The sequence below is a fragment of the Neobacillus drentensis NBRC 102427 genome (genome assembly GCF_001591445.1).
GTDB classification, from domain to species: domain Bacteria; phylum Bacillota; class Bacilli; order Bacillales; family Cytobacillaceae; genus Neobacillus; species Neobacillus drentensis.
In genome coordinates this window covers 1-16,336 of sequence record NZ_BCUX01000014.1, presented here as the reverse complement: position 1 = coordinate 16,336, position 16,336 = coordinate 1, and the positions used below count along the sequence as shown (strand labels likewise).

General features: G+C 38.5%; 18 protein-coding genes. 5 read left to right on the top strand and 13 right to left on the bottom strand.

Annotated elements, in window-relative coordinates:
• Positions 1 to 3: 3 nt before the first annotated feature.
• Genes BDR01S_RS08635 through BDR01S_RS08625 form a run of 3 tightly spaced genes read right to left on the bottom strand, consistent with a single transcriptional unit; the run spans position 4 to position 3,100 of the window.
• Positions 4 to 1,089 (bottom strand): acyl-CoA dehydrogenase family protein, encoded by a 1,086-nt coding sequence (locus BDR01S_RS08635; protein ID WP_066256140.1) that lies wholly within the window; start codon positions 1,087 to 1,089, stop codon positions 4 to 6.
• Positions 1,089 to 2,240: an acyl-CoA dehydrogenase family protein gene (locus BDR01S_RS08630; RefSeq protein WP_157406128.1), complete on the bottom strand. Its 1,152-nt coding sequence runs from the start codon at positions 2,238 to 2,240 to the stop codon at positions 1,089 to 1,091. Before BDR01S_RS08630 ends, BDR01S_RS08635 begins: the two co-directional genes overlap by 1 nt.
• Before the next feature lie 41 nt (positions 2,241 to 2,281).
• Complete coding sequence (locus BDR01S_RS08625) at positions 2,282 to 3,100, bottom strand: enoyl-CoA hydratase/isomerase family protein (protein ID WP_066256143.1); 819 nt, start codon at positions 3,098 to 3,100, stop codon at positions 2,282 to 2,284.
• A gap of 488 nt (positions 3,101 to 3,588) precedes the next feature.
• Here BDR01S_RS08625 and BDR01S_RS08620 point away from each other — a divergent pair, with 488 nt between their 5' ends.
• Positions 3,589 to 4,176: a guanylate kinase gene (locus BDR01S_RS08620; RefSeq protein ID WP_066256146.1), complete on the top strand. Its 588-nt coding sequence runs from the start codon at positions 3,589 to 3,591 to the stop codon at positions 4,174 to 4,176.
• A 68-nt stretch (positions 4,177 to 4,244) separates the two neighbouring features.
• On the opposite strand, the gene BDR01S_RS26230 is transcribed toward BDR01S_RS08620, so the two are convergent.
• The 7 genes from BDR01S_RS26230 to BDR01S_RS08600 all read right to left on the bottom strand — a co-directional run bounded on the left by BDR01S_RS26230 (position 4,245) and on the right by BDR01S_RS08600 (position 9,280).
• Positions 4,245 to 4,718 (bottom strand): redoxin domain-containing protein, encoded by a 474-nt coding sequence (locus BDR01S_RS26230; RefSeq protein WP_235846527.1) that lies wholly within the window; start codon positions 4,716 to 4,718, stop codon positions 4,245 to 4,247.
• Between the two features lie 70 nt (positions 4,719 to 4,788).
• A complete protein-coding gene (locus BDR01S_RS25280) occupies positions 4,789 to 4,935 on the bottom strand; it encodes a hypothetical protein (protein ID WP_157406127.1) in 147 nt (48 codons plus the stop codon).
• Positions 4,936 to 4,974: 39 nt separating this feature from the next.
• Positions 4,975 to 5,109 (bottom strand): hypothetical protein, encoded by a 135-nt coding sequence (locus tag BDR01S_RS26480; protein WP_268874665.1) that lies wholly within the window; start codon positions 5,107 to 5,109, stop codon positions 4,975 to 4,977.
• Positions 5,110 to 5,244: 135 nt separating this feature from the next.
• Positions 5,245 to 6,681 (bottom strand): MDR family MFS transporter, encoded by a 1,437-nt coding sequence (locus BDR01S_RS08610; RefSeq protein WP_066256150.1) that lies wholly within the window; start codon positions 6,679 to 6,681, stop codon positions 5,245 to 5,247.
• A 230-nt stretch (positions 6,682 to 6,911) separates the two neighbouring features.
• A complete protein-coding gene (locus BDR01S_RS08605) occupies positions 6,912 to 8,504 on the bottom strand; it encodes a long-chain-fatty-acid--CoA ligase (protein ID WP_066256153.1) in 1,593 nt (530 codons plus the stop codon).
• A gap of 201 nt (positions 8,505 to 8,705) precedes the next feature.
• Complete coding sequence (locus BDR01S_RS24835) at positions 8,706 to 8,882, bottom strand: DUF2187 family protein (RefSeq protein ID WP_066256157.1); 177 nt, start codon at positions 8,880 to 8,882, stop codon at positions 8,706 to 8,708.
• Positions 8,883 to 8,998: 116 nt separating this feature from the next.
• Complete coding sequence (locus BDR01S_RS08600; RefSeq protein WP_066256160.1) at positions 8,999 to 9,280, bottom strand: hypothetical protein; 282 nt, start codon at positions 9,278 to 9,280, stop codon at positions 8,999 to 9,001.
• 236 nt (positions 9,281 to 9,516) lie between these two features.
• Here BDR01S_RS08600 and BDR01S_RS08595 point away from each other — a divergent pair, with 236 nt between their 5' ends.
• Both BDR01S_RS08595 and BDR01S_RS08590 read left to right on the top strand, forming a co-directional pair.
• A complete protein-coding gene (locus BDR01S_RS08595; protein ID WP_235846526.1) occupies positions 9,517 to 10,359 on the top strand; it encodes an HAD family hydrolase in 843 nt (280 codons plus the stop codon).
• A 230-nt stretch (positions 10,360 to 10,589) separates the two neighbouring features.
• Positions 10,590 to 10,997 carry a hypothetical protein gene (locus BDR01S_RS08590; RefSeq protein ID WP_066256162.1) on the top strand — a complete coding sequence of 136 codons (408 nt, stop codon included), beginning with the start codon at positions 10,590 to 10,592 and terminating at the stop codon, positions 10,995 to 10,997.
• Between the two features lie 534 nt (positions 10,998 to 11,531).
• Here BDR01S_RS08590 and BDR01S_RS08585 read toward each other — a convergent pair.
• Genes BDR01S_RS08585 through BDR01S_RS08575 form a run of 3 tightly spaced genes read right to left on the bottom strand, consistent with a single transcriptional unit; the run spans position 11,532 to position 13,612 of the window.
• Positions 11,532 to 12,230 (bottom strand): LrgB family protein, encoded by a 699-nt coding sequence (locus tag BDR01S_RS08585; protein WP_066260140.1) that lies wholly within the window; start codon positions 12,228 to 12,230, stop codon positions 11,532 to 11,534.
• A complete protein-coding gene (locus tag BDR01S_RS08580) occupies positions 12,230 to 12,724 on the bottom strand; it encodes a CidA/LrgA family protein (protein ID WP_235846525.1) in 495 nt (164 codons plus the stop codon). Before BDR01S_RS08580 ends, BDR01S_RS08585 begins: the two co-directional genes overlap by 1 nt.
• Positions 12,725 to 12,733: 9 nt before the next feature.
• Positions 12,734 to 13,612 carry a LysR family transcriptional regulator gene (locus BDR01S_RS08575; protein WP_066256169.1) on the bottom strand — a complete coding sequence of 293 codons (879 nt, stop codon included), beginning with the start codon at positions 13,610 to 13,612 and terminating at the stop codon, positions 12,734 to 12,736.
• Positions 13,613 to 14,069: 457 nt separating this feature from the next.
• On the opposite strand from BDR01S_RS08575, the gene BDR01S_RS08570 reads away from it, so the two are divergent.
• Together BDR01S_RS08570 and BDR01S_RS08565 are read left to right on the top strand one after the other, a co-directional pair.
• The gene (locus BDR01S_RS08570; protein WP_066256172.1) at positions 14,070 to 15,167 is read left to right on the top strand and encodes an N-acetyltransferase DgcN family protein; all 1,098 of its coding nucleotides are present in this window, start codon (positions 14,070 to 14,072) and stop codon (positions 15,165 to 15,167) included.
• On the top strand, positions 15,164 to 16,282 hold the full coding sequence (locus BDR01S_RS08565; RefSeq protein WP_218007866.1) for an alanine/ornithine racemase family PLP-dependent enzyme: 1,119 nt from the start codon (positions 15,164 to 15,166) through the stop codon (positions 16,280 to 16,282). The genes BDR01S_RS08570 and BDR01S_RS08565 overlap by 4 nt, the downstream gene beginning before the upstream one ends.
• Positions 16,283 to 16,336 lie beyond the last annotated feature (54 nt).

The window sequence follows — 16,336 nt, the reverse complement described above, 5'->3', positions numbered from 1 at the left end:
CTTTTAATTGACTTTTTGTGTGACTAATGATGAGGTAATCATTGGCCACAAGTTTTCTGACCCATTTGCTAAAACTTGTTCTCCTAAAAATTCAGCCCACTCACTCTCAGTACCGTATTCATCCCGCCATGACCACAGTCTTCTTGTGAGAAGATGAAGTGGATGTTCGTCTGTAAAGCCCATTGCTCCATGAACCTGATGCGCTATTTTTGTGACTAGGGAAGATGCCTCCCCCACTTGAATCTTAGCCATTGCCACTTCATTGACCATCTTTCCACTGCAAAAAGCCTCAACAGCCGAATCAGCAGCCGTGCTCGAAGCAACAATTTCACCTGCCATAACAGCTAATTGTTGTTTAATTGCTTGGAATTTACCAATTGCCCTCCCAAACTGACTTCTTTCATTCGAATAGTCAACGGAAAGCTCTAAAACTTTTTCAAGTGCTCCAGCCATAAGCACTATCCTCGTCAAAGTACTAATGTTCCAATAATCGACTTCTTTCACTTGCGTGTTAATCGCTACACTTTCATCGAGAATGAAAATATTAGTAAGGACGACTTCATCCCTAGGTTCACCCGCAAGATTTACCCCCTTATTTATTTGGCAATTTTCTAAAGGAACAGTTGTCACAATCGATTTTCCATCCTCCGTTTTTCCAAATAAGGCGATTTCTTTCACATTCCGAGCCCATGGGATATCTCTTAATTTTCCAAACACCAACCAGCCCCCTGCTATTTTCGTAAAATTCAATTGGTCCTCCTTTCTTACGGGTCCAACTGTTAAGGCTTGAGTAGAGGCTTCCCTACCTGATGTGCTAAACAGCCAATTGGCAATAAATGTTTCTGCTAGAGGAATTGGTGCAGCATATTTTCCAGCCACTCTTAATAGACTTAGTGCATCCCCAACATCCCCGCCAACACCGCCGACTTCCTCGGGAATGCCTGCAATTGTCATTCCTGTTTCATTTAAGATATTCCACAATTCTTGTGGCCAAATTCCCTTTTCTGCATCCATTACTAACTCTTTCATACAAAAGTCTTTCAATATTTTATTAGCCGTCTCAACGAGCATGTTTCTAATATCACTCATTAAACTCCCAACCCCTTTGAAATGATGCTTCGTAAGATTTCAGTTGTACCGCCTCGCAGTGTAAAACCAGGTGCATGTAAGATTGCTTCTGCTAATAAAACTTCCAGTCTATTTTTTGAACTTAGGGACGGCCGGACCGAAACAAGGTCTCTTGTCACCTCAATGACTTCCTTTTCAAATGCTGTCCCTAAATCTTTCACTAGTGCTGCTTCAATATCAGGGGATTTTCCTTCTAGCAGTAACGTGGCTACGCTTAAGGACATTTGACGCAAAGTCCACAGCCTTGCTACTAATCTTCCAATCTTATTTTTCACATGTGGATTGGAGGAATCCTCTAGTTGGACCAATAATTCCTGCAGCAATGGATATGTACTTAGAATCCTTTCCGGACCACTTCGTTCGAATGCTAATTCAGCCATACTTTGCTTCCAGCCTTCTCCCAATTTCCCAACAACCATTTCCTCTGATACTTCAACATCCTCGAAAATGACCTCATTAAAATGATGCTCACCTGTCATTAAATTAATCGGGCGGATTGTTACTCCTGATGAAGAAAGGTCCACGATTATTTGGCTTAAGCCTGCATATTTTTTTCCATCTTCAAGTGGTGAAGTCCTTAACAGAACGAGCATATAATGAGCATGATGTGCCCCGCTTGACCAAATTTTCGCTCCATTTATCACCCATTTATTACCAATTTTTTTAGCTCTAGTAGAAATAGATGCTAAATCCGATCCCGAATTTGGTTCACTTAAGCCTATCGCAAAGTATAATTGGCCTTTTGCCATTTTGGGCAGAAACGTTTGCCGTTGTTGTTCCGTTCCATAGTTTAATAGCAGGGGACCCGTTTGGCGGTCAGCAAACCAATGTGCTGAAACTGGTGCACCCGCTACCAAAAGTTCCTCAGTAAGAACAAATCGCTCTAATGATGTTCGTTCATGTCCACCATATTTCTTCGGCCAAGTCATTCCCAACCAGCCACGTTCCCCTAATTTCTCACTTAATTCAGCGGAATGACTACCTAACCAGGAATCACAGCGTGGTTCAAATGTTCCAGCAGCCATTTCGTCAGCAAGAAATTCTCTAATTTCATTTCTGAGTTTTTCTGCCTCATCTGGTAGAGTAGTTGCAGGTAAATTCAAGGTTTTCAAATTAATTTGCTCCCTTCTTTAAAGATTTAGTTATCTCGTTATTATTCAAAACTTGGTTTTCTCTTCTCCATCAGAGCTTTTACGCCTTCCTGATAATCAACATGTTCCGTGACCAATCCCATATAGGAAGATACAAGATCAAGGGATGTTCGTAAATCCGTTTTTAAGCCTTGTTGTACGGTTCTTTTGATTAGCCGAATCGCCTGTTGCGGTCCTTGTGCCAATCTTTCAGCAAACTTATAGGTTTCTTCTAAAAACTGTTCATGGGAATAAATATGTGTTACAAGTCCAATATCTTTTGCTTCTTGTGCATCAATAATTTTCCCAGTCCAAAGCATCTCAAGTGCCTTATCCAAACCAATAATTCTCGGTAAGAAATAACCACCGCCATCTCCGGGAACAATTCCTAATTTTACATATCCTTCTCCAAATCTCGCTCTATCTGATGAGATTCGAATATCGCATTGCAAAGACATATCTAGTCCCGCACCAATTGCATCTCCGTTAATCGCCGCAATAGTTGGTTTATCGATTTCTTCCATTAATAGAGGAATTCTCTGAACATATTTCCACAAACTGTTTTTTCGATTTAACCCGGTCGAGGAAAAGTCCTTATCTTCATGCCCATCCTTATTTAAAAAACCGTCATTATTTTTTATTGCTTTAATATCTCCTCCAGCACAAAAGGCTTTGCCATTGCCAGTTAAAACTAACACCCGAATTTGATCATTATCTCGAACTTCAGTAAGTGCATGAATCCAATCCTCAATCATTTTAATACTAAAGGCATTTAATGAATTGGGACGATTCAGTGTGATCGTCGCTATACCGCTATTTACCTCAAAATATAAATCCTTCATCTTTACCCCTCCAAATAATGTAATTCTCAATTGATTGCTAGTTTATAATGACTCTATACTCTATCCACTTTGTATACCTGTGTTTACACTCTCATCCTCAAATTCCTTAGAGATATACAAAATGTATACACGAATCTTCTTACATAAGGATCCTGTGTTTACATAAGGAAATGAGAGCGTCTTCATCTTGACAAGGAATCATTAAGGGTCGTCTGCCTAATTTTCTAGATATCTATAAATCAATAATTAGAGGGATAATCACCTCTTACTAAATAATTATGCAAGAAGTGTGCCAGTTTGTAAGAGGGACAAAAAAATGTGATTTTTAAATATAATAGATTCTATCCGAAAACCAGAAAAGTCAAACTTTTCATTCGATATCTGTTATAATAAAATTATCTCAGTTTGACCATATTATGGTTTAATACTAAAAAGCATTTATCGTTAGGTAAATTCTTTTTTATATAATCATTTCTAGGAGGTTATCCATGTATAAAATCAAAAATAAAGAAAAATTATTTATCTACACAGGGCCAGATGGTTCAGGTAGAAAAACGATTGCCAAAATGGTTGCAACTGCATTTGATATGGAAACCGTACTCTCTTACACCACACGTGCTCCGCGTCATTATGAAATAGATGGTGAGGATTACCATTTTATCAACGAAGAAACGTTCAAAAAAATGCAGGAAAAACAGGAGTTTCTTGAAAGTGTGGATATCGATGGAATTCACTACGGCATTCGTGAAGAGGATATCGTTAAGGCATTCGAATCCCATAACCTTGTCTACCTCACTTTAAATCCTGAAGGGACCGAAAAATTAAAACAAATGTACGGTGAACGTGTCATGCGTTTTTTCATTTTTGCCGACCGTGATACCGTTATCGAAAGACAAAAGGAACGCAAAGATAATGATCAAGATATTGCCCGTCATATGGCCCATTATGATGAAACGATGAGCTATAAAAACAACTGTGAACATGCCTTTGAAAACTATGATTCGCCCCAAGTATCCTTTCAAATTAGTGAAGTAATTGAAGCTTTTCTTGAAAGAGGCTTCATAGTTACTGACTAATAAATAGGTAAAAAAAGAGTGTCAGGCACCATTTGGTGCCTGACACTCTTTTGTAAAATATTAGATGATTACTTGCTTGTTAACTTTTCAAGTTCATTAAATACTGCTTCATAATCTTCTTTTTTATCAGCTTTAAATGAGGTGTTTATGTAGGTTATGACTCCAGATTTATCCACCACGAAAACTGAGCGAATGGCATTCTGCCCTTTTTCGTTAAACACATGGTAACTCTTGGTTGTTTGCTTAAACCAATCTGATAATAAGGGATATGGCAGAGTGCCCATACTCGCGGCAAAAACTCTATGGGAGTGGATGTGATCGACACTAATTCCCAATACTTCTGCATCTAATTGCTCAAATCGTTTGTAATCCTCTTTCCAAGAGGAAATTTCCTTTATTCAGCCTGGGGTAAAGTCCATACCATAGAAAGCAACGACAATGTTTTTCTTTCCACGATAATCAGACAAGGAAATCTTTTCTTTATTCGTCGCGGATAATGAAAAGTCCGGCGCCAGATCTCCAGTATTCAAAGATGGTTCCATGTTCTGCATCCCTCCCTCACTCGATTTTTCTAAAATTCTCAGATTTGACTAGTATATGTGCACGCTTGAATTATTTCCCTTTATTACTCGCAGGGTCCTGAATAGGAACATGCTTTGGCCGCTCTGGATAAGTAGCTTTACCTTCATCAGGACCTGTTAGGTCATTTCTTTGGTCGAGAACTTTTCCAGTATATTCTATTGGATTATTTTTTGGCATTTTCTCACCTCCCGCCATTTCCTTACCAAGTTAAAATTGTTAACTTTTTTTACTTGGAAATTTTAGCTTCTGCTCTGCTTCACTCATGTTTGGGTTACTTCTAGGTTGGCTTTTGTTTAATGCCTTCTTTAATTCTACATTGGCATCATCACCTGTATTATACTTTTGGTCCATTATACTCCCTCCTTTTTGTTATTTATTATGAACCTAATTGGACGGTTCATTCTTTCCTTGAAAAAGCTTCAAAAAAAGAACTCTGAGAAACAAATTAAATTTGTTTCTCTGAGTTCTTTGCATTTTGTTTATATATTACTCTTGCATTTTAACTTTTATCTTCCGATGGCGAGTTTCTTCCGGTTCTGTCTGCCGGCCTTTTTTAATAAAAAAGGAAAGGACGAGAGCTACTAATGAAAGGATCGACACGACCATAAAAGCCATATTCGCTCCGTGCATATCGGGATAAGAAATATCCGGGCGTCCCTTCGCATTTTCCGCAGTGGTTGTCATAACCGTGACAAGAATTGCGGTACCAACAGAGGCTGCAATCATTTTCATCGTATTATCCACAGCGGCACCATGAGGGATCAATTGTTTAGGTAACTGATTCAGCGCAGCGGTTGCAACAGGCATCATTACCATCGAAAAACCAATCATTCTCACCCCGTATAAGACAGTTATATAGGTCATCGTAGTAGTAGGACCTAAATTAGTAAAAGCAAACGAAGAAGCTGTCATGATCGTTAAACCAATCATTACTAACCATCTCGCACCGACCTTATCAAACACTCTTCCCACAATCGGTGCCATTATTCCGCTGATAAGTGCCCCGGGTAACAGTGCTATTCCAGCCTCCATTGCCGTAAATTCACGCATCCGCTGCATAAATAAAGGAATGATCGTCTCTGCTCCAATCAGTCCCATAAAGCCAATCATTCCAATCATAATGGCAAAAGGGAAAACGGAATATTTAAATACACCAAATTCCAGCATTGGTTGTTTCAATTTTAACTGCCTGGTAATAAACATTACCAGCGACAAACCGCCTATGCCTAAAGTTAGCAGCGTTATAAAGTCTGACCATCCGTAATTTCCTGCGCATGTAAATCCATAGAGCAGGCCGCCGAAGCCTAATGTAGATAATGCAATGGATATTATATCTACTTTTGGTTTCGACACCTCGGTTACATTTTTTAAAGCAATGAATGCAACAAGGATATCGATAATAGCAATTGGCAAAATGATAAAAAACAAAACTCTCCATGAAAATTGCGATGTTATCCACCCAGACAAGGCAGGGCCAATTGCCGGAGCAAAGGAGATAACTAGACCGACCAACCCCATTGCGGCACCACGTTTGTTTATCGGGAAGATCATCAAAAATACCGTTGTCATTAACGGAAGCATAATTCCTGCCCCGCATGACTGGATAATCCTTCCTAATAAAAGAATTTCAAAATTATGAGCCATCCCACAAACAAGTGTACCCACAGCAAATATACTCATTGCCGAAATGAACAGTTGTCGTGTGGTAAACCGTTCTAATAGAAAGGCACTTATCGGAATCATGATCCCATTAACTAACATAAAAACCGTTGTCAACCATTGCGCACTGTTGGCGGTGATGTGCATTTCTTCCATAATTGGAGGTATTGCTGTGATCATCAATGTTTGATTTAAAATAGCAATGAAAGTTCCTGCAAGCAACAGAGCAACTATCGTCGAGTGCTTATTACTTGATATCGCCATCTATCTAACCCCCATTCTCCTTTTAATTCTATTGTGATTGTAAGTTTCGCTGTATGCTTAAGTTAAAAACGTACTTTTACAGATTACCTGATTTAACCATCAAGTGCCAATTAAATGCTTTTCAAATTAACTATTTTCCATCCTTTCCGTTATGTAACCTGATATAAAAAAAGAGTCCTCCCCCCCACTCTAATTGAGTTTGGGGAAAGAACCCTTAAGTCCAAATAGGACTAATTCACTCGCTTTGGGCCTGTCCAGTACATTTCTCTTAACCGAAACTTTTGTAATTTTCCTGTGGCTGTTTTGGGTAAGGCATCTACAAATTCAACCGCTTTCGGTGCTTTAAAGTGGGCTAATTCGGACCGGCAGAACTGGATTATTTCTTCTTCTGTTACTTTTGAATCTGGTTGTAACACTATAATTGCCTTTGCAACCTCACCCCATTTTTCATCTGGAATGGCAATGACGGCAGTTTCTAATACGGCAGGATGCTTATAAAGAACACCTTCAACTTCTGTCGAAGAAATATTCTCCCCACCAGAAATAATCAAATCTTTGGCTCGATCGCGAATCTCTATGAATCCATCCGGATGAGTGACTGCCAAATCACCGGTATGGAACCATCCATCCCTGATCGCCGCTGCAGTTGTGATCGGGTCCTTGTAATAACCGGACATAACGACATTACCGCGCGTAATGATTTCTCCTAATTCTTCTCCGTTCCAGGCCACTTCTTCGCCGTCTTGATGGACAACTTTGGTTTCACCATTAAAAGCAAGTTCAATTCCTTGTCTTGCCTTGATTACAGCTTGTTCATCAGCAGTCTTTCCATCAAACTCTTTTTTCCACTCACAGTAAAGTATAAATGGGGAGGTTTCCGTTAGACCATAGACATGAATCATATTTAAGCCAAGAATTTCTTGTGCTTTATGAATCAAGGCAGCAGCCGGGGGTGCACCAGCAGTGGCCATCCTTGGGTTGGTTTGCATCTTAATTTCTTTCGCCTTTGGCTCGTTGACCAGCATATTCACGACTGTTGGCGCACCGCATAAAAGGGTGATTTTCTTTTTTTCAAATAAATCAAGAATAAGTGGCGGATCCACTTTCCTTAAACAGACATGTGTTCCACCTGCTGCCGTTAGTGCCCAAACACCGCCCCAGCCATTGGCATGAAACATCGGCAATGTATGAAGATAGACATCATCATGGCTGACACCTAGATGATACATGAAATTCGCCGCATTTAAATAATTTCCACGATGGGTAAGCATAACTCCCTTGGGCTTGGAGGTCGTACCGCTCGTATAATTTAGGGTAAGCAGCTGATTTTCATCGATATCCGGCTCTGGCAATGTAACCGTTTCCGAAGCATGTTGTATAAAATCCTCATAATCGATGCCCTTTAAAGACGTATTCTCTCCCGGTACCGATACAATAATGATTTCATCTAAGCTTAGGTTTTCAACAATTTGTTCAATCGGACGACAAAATTCTTCATCGACAATTAACATTTTTGCATCACTGTGGCGAATGATATATTCCAAATCACCTGCTGACAGCCGGTAATTTAGTGGTACCATTACAGCTCCAAGCTGACAGATACCATAAAAGCACTCCAGCATGTAATGCGTGTTTGGCAGCATAACCGCAACATGGTCACCTTTACCAATTCCTGCTTGAAGGAGAGCAGCAGACAGTTGATCGGCCCGCTTGCCAAATTCTCGATATGTAAATTCCTTGTCTCCATCGATGACGGCTATTTTATTTGGATAATACTTCACCGCCCTGCGTTTCCAGTCTAATGGGGTTAACGGGGAAAACATGTAACCAACTCCTCTTTAATAAAATGAGAGTGATGGGTAATATATTCGCGAATTGGTCCTTTTGAAAGTTACATCACAAGTCTATTCTTGTTCCAAAAGGTGGATTTTGTCAATTAATAATTTAATTTTTCTGAATATATTTAGACACAAAAAAATGAGTGGAGATTTTAATCCCACACTCGACTTAATATGGTCAACCTTTTACTTCTTAATTTTGTAATTTTTATGGTTTACAATGGTTGTAAGCGGTTCATCTTTTTCTTTTGAAAAACCATATTGGACCATAACAGAATTTTCCCTAATCCCGGAAACGACACCTTCATGGTTTTTTCCCTCCCGTTGAAAGGAAATCACGTCACCAACTTTTGCCGTGGCCATTCCATCACCTCAGCAATATAATGTCCATAAATTTCCGAAAAAATACTTTCAAATTGTAAGGAAATGGTGCAGAAAAAAAGCTTTGATTGGTCAAAGAATTGATGTTTTTCAGATAATTAAAGTATGATTGTGCTTTCTAAAATAGATTCGTTAATGGTTTTTCTAAATCCCCAGATAATGTCCGATAACATTTCTTCATCCATATCTATTTCTCTAATATCCCAATACTGTTCGTTTTTTCTATGGTAGGTAAACATTCCATCAGGATACTTCATAATCGTAAGTGTTCCATTGGGACTGACCGTGTTTAAGGTAAGAAAATATTTCGTCCCATCCAAACTAGCATACCGTTCAAAATTATTGATAAATCCAGTAACTTCGTTAATTCTTGTAATCATCTTTGGTCACTCCTTAACTCTTATTCGCAAAAAGGAACAGGAGGAATGAAAATAACATTTCCTTCATTAGGTTATTGAATTGATTATAAGAGGAAATAACTGTTAATTCAACACTAATGTAAAATAGCCAAACATCATTTTAACAACCATGGTGTCAGGCACCAACATAAATTTGGAAACACATTTTTGAGTATAAATCTGCTATAGTAGTCTTTATGATGGAATGGAAAGGAAATATGACAACTATGAAATGTATTTCAATTGATTTAGATGGCACCCTCTTAAACTCTCAGCATGAAATAAGCGTGGAGAATGAGAAAGCTTTAAACGAATTGAAAGAAGCAGGCCACTGCCTTATTTTAAATACCGGTCGCGCTTATGCGGATGTCATTAAGTTAAAAGCCGTTCAAAATATGGAGATTCCTATTTTTTGCATTAACGGTTCGGTTTTATATTCAGAAATGAGAGAAATGCTATACGAGGCAACTTTAACAATGTCAACCTATAAAAAATTTTTTACGATTTTAAAAGAGCTTGGCGTTGGGATTCTGGTTTACACAAATTATGGCGGTTTTCCTTCGACCTTGCCTCCATTACACGGGAAAACAAAGCAAGAGCTTGATACCCTTTTTCAAGAATTTGATTATGAGGAAATCCTTCGAAAAGACGATGTAAAAATCTATAAACTTATTGCCTTAGTACATCCGGACCAATTAGAAAGAATAAACGAGGTTAAAGCAGCATTAGCTGGAAAATTTGAAATTTCAATCGCTTCTTCCTTTCCTAATAATGTGGAAATCACTTCAAATGAAGCACATAAAGGAAAAGCTATCTTACGCTACCAAAAAATGATGGATCTATCCTTTGAAGAAATTATCGCATTCGGGGACGGCGGAAATGACCTTGCCCAGTTTGAAGTAGCTACCACTTCTGTAGCGATGGGAAATGCCCCTGTCTATGTTCAACAAAAAGCCGATCTCATCACAAAAACAAATGACGAAGATGGTTTTGCCTATGCGGTTCGAGAGCAATTACAATTATTGAACTCCGGAGAACAAACACCTGTATTGAAAAAATAAAATCTTCTTGTTGAAAGTGAAAGTAAATGCGTCACTTCAAAAGAGGTGACGCTATTTTTGTCGATTAATTTTGTTTAAGTCCTTGAGGCATGTCCGGTCATTTAAAACAATGGAACGCATACCCTTCTTACTAAGGGGGGATTTTTATTAACAGAGAATTCTCGAATAAAACGTCTTCCAAATCTTCTGTTGTTTTTGGACTTATTTTTGGTGTTATTGGGATTGGCTTCATGTTGATTAATGTTTTCATTGGGGCACTTATCTTTGTAATTGGGGTGGTTATCTTTTTATGGCTGCGTTACTTTGGTAACGACACCACCATTTCCTGCCGGGAAAAAGGGTTTACTGTCTCAGTGACCAATAAACGAAAAGGAATTATTGTCAATGACTACGCCTGGGAAGATGTGACCGAAACCCTTTATTACGAAAGAGAATCTCCCGGTGAGAATAACACAACTACATGCTATTTTCAGGTAAAAACAGAAAATGGTGTTGCTTTTAATGTTTATGAAATGAAGAATTTTCATAAATTGATAGAAATATTCAATCAATATACTGCTCACTTGCCATACTTCTGGGAAAAGCCAACTGGAATCTTTAAAACACGTTATCAAAAACAGGCCCGAGCTATTTCTTAAGGAAAAAATTGAATACAGATTAAGTGAGCTTGGGGAAATCTTACGAATGATTACCTCTAATCCTATATAAAGGAACATCCCATAAAAAAAGGCCTGACTCAATAAAATTTGAGTTGGCCCTTTTTTGTTATGACAGCTACTAGAAAGTGAAGCAGTACTTCGGGAACACTCCACTTTTTTTAGCAATTTTATAATTCCATCCACATCCCTCATTTCTGCTTTATTCTTGGACGAATCAACATCCCCTCCAATCCGTAAAGATGTGAATGCATAACAAGCGGCTTCGTTCTTACTTGTTATTATCCCATTTGTATCGATTCCTGAATTTATCCATCTAGTCCAAGTGCTGAAAAGTCCACCTCCTGTTAAATGGAACCCTACAATGGGTATTCGCTTGTTTATTGCATTTGCTTACACTCTTATTATTTCCATGGTATTTCCATTATTTCGCTACACATGTTACAGTCCTGTGAATATTAAAAAGGTGTCAGGCACTATGTGAAATTTTCACATAGTGCCTGACACCCAATAGTACTAAAAAATATGATGGATATTGAAATTCATTAGTGTTGGTATCAGAAAGGCACCCCAGATTAAGGTAATTAATGCGGCGAAGATCATCGCCAGGGACGAGAATGTGGCTTCCTGTCTCCCGTATTCGATTGCTTTGTTAGTTCCAACACCATGCGCTCCCATACCTAGTGCAAGTCCTTTGGCAATTGGGGTTTTAATGGAAAGTCCTTTAATAACCGATGGACCCACAATACCGCCAATAATTCCCGTTAATATAACAAATACAGTTGTCAGAGTCGGCAGGCCGCCGATTTCTTTTGAAACCTCGATCGCGATCGGTGTTGTAATCGATCTTGGCAGGATTGAATTAATAAAGTCAGTATTCAAGTGGAGCAATTTCGACAATCCAAATGTTGAAAAAATGGCGACGAGCGTTCCTGAGGTGATACTAATGATAATCGTGCCTACATATTTTTTGATGATGCTTAAGTTTTTATAAATCGGAACAGCAAAAGCGACTGTGGCCGGTCCGAGCAAATGGGTAAGCCATTTTGAGTCAACAAGATATTGGTCAGCTGAAACATGTGTAACTGAAATCAGAATAATTAATAGGACCGGTGCTAGCAATAAAGGATGAAAAAAGAAGAGGCTCCATTTGGTATACGCCTTTTTCGAAAAAAGGTAAATGAGAAACGTTAATATTGTAAATAAAATCATCATCAATGCTGCTCACTCCTTTTCCAGCCAGTTATTTTTTCTGCTATTAGCGCCGTAATTCCCATGACAATAATGGTGCTAATTCCAATCAAACCAACGATTTCTGCTCCCTGGACACTAAAAATTTCATCATAATTTACAATCCCTACAGCAGAAGGAACAAAGAACAAAAGCAGCTCCGCTAACAGCCAATTTGCGCCTCTTTCCACCCATTCCAATTTGATAATTTTGAAATTAAGTGCGATAAAAAGAAGAAACAAACCAAACATAGATGCAGGGATGGGAAGTGGAATGACCTCTTTAAGTGCCGCCCCCAGAAACAAAAAAACATGTAAAAATACTACTTGTATGATAATGACACCAAGTTTCCTCGTAACAATCCCCTCCATAATGCAAAAAGAGGAGTTAAAACTCCTCTTCATTCCGAAATTAACTATAGAGTTAATCGTACGCTGATTTTCGCCATTCGTAAAATACATATTTTGAATGATTTTCATAACTGAAAGTTATAATGGTTCTTTTAAAATAAAATCAATAAAGGTTCGGCCGGCGTTGGATATATATCGACCCTGCTTTGTGATGACAGCCAATCTCCAGAGAATATCTTCCTTAAGATCGATGACCCTTAAGTCAGTGTTAAAAGCCCGGTTACAAATGGAGTCCGGAAGAATCGTGATTCCGAGGTTAGCCGCCACCATTTCCGTCATTAGATCCCACTGGGAACTCTGAAACAAAATTTTCGGCTCAAAACCCGCGGCAATAAACTGATTTCTCATAATTTTATTTAGGGCAAATTCCTCATGGTAAAAAATAAACTCTTCATCTTTTAATTCCTTAATATCGACCACGTTACGGGTTGCTAAGGGATGATCTTTGTAGACTAACAGTTTCATTTCTTCTTCCACGATAGGATAGACATCAAATTGCTGTTCATCAATCGGAAGAACTGCGACACCAAGCTCGAATTCCCCTTCCTCGACACTTTTGACGACCCTGGCACCACCATACTCGGTAATATTCAGTTCGATATTGGGAAAGGTATGATGAAACTTGGCCATTACTCTTGGGAAAAATAAACTGCCAATAAATGGAGGAAGTCCAATATCAATCTGCCCCATTGACAGGTTCGTAATATCATTTAATGTAGTTTTCATCTCATTAAGCACTGCTGCCATCTTCTGAGAATATTCAAGGACAATCCTGCCGGCATCCGTCAGGTCACTTGTCTTATTGGTACGAATAATCAACGTCATGCCAAGCTCGTCCTCTAGGGCCTTGATTGACTTGCTCAATGCAGGTTGTGAAAGATGCATACTCTCTGCTGCTTTTGTAATACTTTTGTGCTTTGCCACTTCAAGAAATAATTGTAATTGTCTTAATTCCAAAGCTTACACCTCTGTAAAAGTAATGCGTTTATGGTATTCCTTCAGTAAATTATATATATTTCATTATAATTCTTTTCAAGTAATTCTATCAATTTAAAAAAATTAGGGAATACGATGATTGTATGCTATACTTTATTTACCATTTACTTTACATTTTCATCCCCCGCCCTACTCAACTGCAGAGTAGGGTTTTTTCCTTTTTTTACTCAGTTAATCATCCATAACGAGCAAGTCCAATTTTTTTACCTTAAAAATCCAAATAAGTTTGGGAAACCTATGGTATAATTAATACTTGAGAAAAGAATAAATTCATATTACTAAAAACACCTTACATTTTGCGTATTGGCTTCAGCCTATTTTCTTCAATTTGTTATGGTGTTTTTTTTGTTTGTATTTTGGGAATTTTTACTAACCCAGCATTAAAATGAGGAAAAAAACAAACGAGAAGGGAATTATTATGAAAAAAACAGCAATTATTTATTGTGAAGGAAATTTTGGGACAATGGATGGAAAGACGGCCAATGGTCTCATTCGAAACTCAAAGAAATATATGATCGTCGGTGTCATTGATAGTACGAAGGAAAGTTTAGATTCAGGTGAATACCTTGAAGGCAAAAAAAATAACATCCCGATTTATGCTAGCCTAGAACAAGTGCTTAAGACAGTAAGTCCCTTACCAGATCAGTTTATATATGGTATAGCTCCTGCCGATGCCGTTTTAAAAGAAGAGGAAAGAAAAATTATCTTAAAAGCAATAGAAAATGGAATGGATATCATTAACCCCCTTCAAGAATTTCTTACTCATGATGAAGAATTTATGAAATATGCTGAGCAGTTTGGAGTTACCATTCACGACGTAAGAAAGCCTCTGCCAAATAAAGATTTACATATCTTCTCTGGACGAATTTTAGATATCCCAACCCCCATTATAGCTATTCTTGGGACCGACAGTGCTGTTGGTAAAAGAACCACCTCGGTCATTCTTGAAGCTGCATTAGAGGCAAAAGGGTTTAACGTTTCATTTGTGGCAACAGGACAGACAGGCATCATTCAAGGGGCAAAGTATGGTGTTGCCATAGATGCCATGCCTTTACAATTTATGATAGGTGAAATTGAAAATGAAATCATGAAAGCTTACGAAAATGATCGTCCCGACCTTATTATCGTCGAAGGCCAGGGTGCTTTGAGTCATCCAGGTTATATAAGTTCTTGTGGAATTTTAAGAGGGGCAAGACCTGGTGCGGTCATTGTTCAACATCCTCCGAAGCGTCAGCAATTAGGCGACTTCAACTTTATGAAAATGCCAACGTTAGAAAGTGAGATTGAGTTAATTGAGCGTTTTTCTGAAACGAAGGTCATAGCGGTTACGATTAACCATGAAAATATGACGAATTCTGAGGTTGATCATGTGATCGTCCAATATGAAGATCAATTCGAGATTCCGGCCACAGATGTTATCTTACATGGTTGTGACAAGTTGATTACGAGCATCCTGGAAACTTTTCCAGAACTGAAGGAAAGAAGAAATCATCTTGTAGAAGTACTCGTCAATTGATTGATTTTATGTCATCAAGGGTCGAAATTGATCTTGTAAAGTTAGGGAACAATGTCGAAGTCCTGCTAAATTTGTATGGCTCAAAAAATATAGGAATCATGGGGGTTACCAAAGTGGTCTGTGGGATTCCAGAGATCGCCCAGGTTCTTGTAAATAAAGGCATCCGAATCCTTGCAGACTCCAAAATAGGAAATCTTAGGAACATGCGTAATGCAAAAATAAAGGCGGAATTTATTTTATTAAAAACTCCTTCTTTAAGCGAAGTCGACCAGGTCATTAAATATGCTGATATCAGTATTAATACGGAAATATCAGTAATAAAAAGTCTTTCAGCCGCTGCAGTGAAGAACGGATTTCCGCATAAAATTATTTTAATGGTAGACCTTGGCGATCTAAGGGAAGGTATTCTTCCCGCTGACATCGACGGTTTTATTGAAGAGGTACTACAACTACCGGGAATTGCTATAGTTGGTATTGGAGCGAATTTCGCTTGTCTTGGTGGCGTGAAACCAACTGAAGATAAGATGAGTACATTATCCTTACTGGCTGATCATATTGAGGAAGAATTCAATTTTCCTCTTGCCTATATATCAGGAGGGAATTCAGCCAATTACAATTGGTTCATGGCGTCTGAAGACATAGGTACCATCAATAATATAAGGATAGGTGAATCCATTTTTCTAGGTTGCGAAACGCTCGGTCGAACAAGGATTCCTAATTTATTTACCAATGTGTTCACATTCGTTGCTGAGGTTATAGAATCAAAGATAAAAGGATCATTACCAGATGGAGATAGAGGTCAAAACGCGTTTGGGATTTCTCCCGAATTCCATGACCGAGGGCAGATTAGAAGAGTCATACTAGGAGTTGGCTGTCAGGATGTCCTAGTTTCTGGCCTAACACCAAGATTAGATATTGATATTCTTGGTTCAAGCAGTGACCATATAATAATTGATGCAAAAAGAATGGAATTGAAAGTCGGAGATGAAGTAGAGTTTGACCTTAATTACGGTGCACTGCTTTCAGTTATGACGTCACCCAATGTTGATAAGAAATACATTCGCTCCTCAAAACTGGATAACCAAACTGAACAAGATGTCTTTAAAAAATTATAGTATGTGATTGAACAGTGGTCCGCAGGAAACAAAAAGCGAACCCTACACGTATAC

What these genes read in the sequence shown, in the direction of transcription:
- BDR01S_RS08635 (WP_066256140.1), bottom strand. Translation starts at nt 1,089, where the DNA reads ATGAGTGATATTAGAAACATGCTCGTTGAGACGGCTAATAAAATATTG.
- BDR01S_RS08625 (WP_066256143.1), bottom strand. Translation starts at nt 3,100, where the DNA reads ATGAAGGATTTATATTTTGAGGTAAATAGCGGTATAGCGACGATCACA.
- BDR01S_RS08620 (WP_066256146.1), top strand. Translation starts at nt 3,589, where the DNA reads ATGTATAAAATCAAAAATAAAGAAAAATTATTTATCTACACAGGGCCA.
- BDR01S_RS25280 (WP_157406127.1), bottom strand. Translation starts at nt 4,935, where the DNA reads ATGCCAAAAAATAATCCAATAGAATATACTGGAAAAGTTCTCGACCAA.
- BDR01S_RS26480 (WP_268874665.1), bottom strand. Translation starts at nt 5,109, where the DNA reads ATGGACCAAAAGTATAATACAGGTGATGATGCCAATGTAGAATTAAAG.
- BDR01S_RS08610 (WP_066256150.1), bottom strand. Translation starts at nt 6,681, where the DNA reads ATGGCGATATCAAGTAATAAGCACTCGACGATAGTTGCTCTGTTGCTT.
- BDR01S_RS08605 (WP_066256153.1), bottom strand. Translation starts at nt 8,504, where the DNA reads ATGTTTTCCCCGTTAACCCCATTAGACTGGAAACGCAGGGCGGTGAAG.
- BDR01S_RS24835 (WP_066256157.1), bottom strand. Translation starts at nt 8,882, where the DNA reads ATGGCCACGGCAAAAGTTGGTGACGTGATTTCCTTTCAACGGGAGGGA.
- BDR01S_RS08600 (WP_066256160.1), bottom strand. Translation starts at nt 9,280, where the DNA reads ATGATTACAAGAATTAACGAAGTTACTGGATTTATCAATAATTTTGAA.
- BDR01S_RS08595 (WP_235846526.1), top strand. Translation starts at nt 9,517, where the DNA reads ATGACAACTATGAAATGTATTTCAATTGATTTAGATGGCACCCTCTTA.
- BDR01S_RS08590 (WP_066256162.1), top strand. Translation starts at nt 10,590, where the DNA reads ATGTTGATTAATGTTTTCATTGGGGCACTTATCTTTGTAATTGGGGTG.
- BDR01S_RS08585 (WP_066260140.1), bottom strand. Translation starts at nt 12,230, where the DNA reads ATGATGATTTTATTTACAATATTAACGTTTCTCATTTACCTTTTTTCG.
- BDR01S_RS08580 (WP_235846525.1), bottom strand. Translation starts at nt 12,724, where the DNA reads ATGAAAATCATTCAAAATATGTATTTTACGAATGGCGAAAATCAGCGT.
- BDR01S_RS08570 (WP_066256172.1), top strand. Translation starts at nt 14,070, where the DNA reads ATGAAAAAAACAGCAATTATTTATTGTGAAGGAAATTTTGGGACAATG.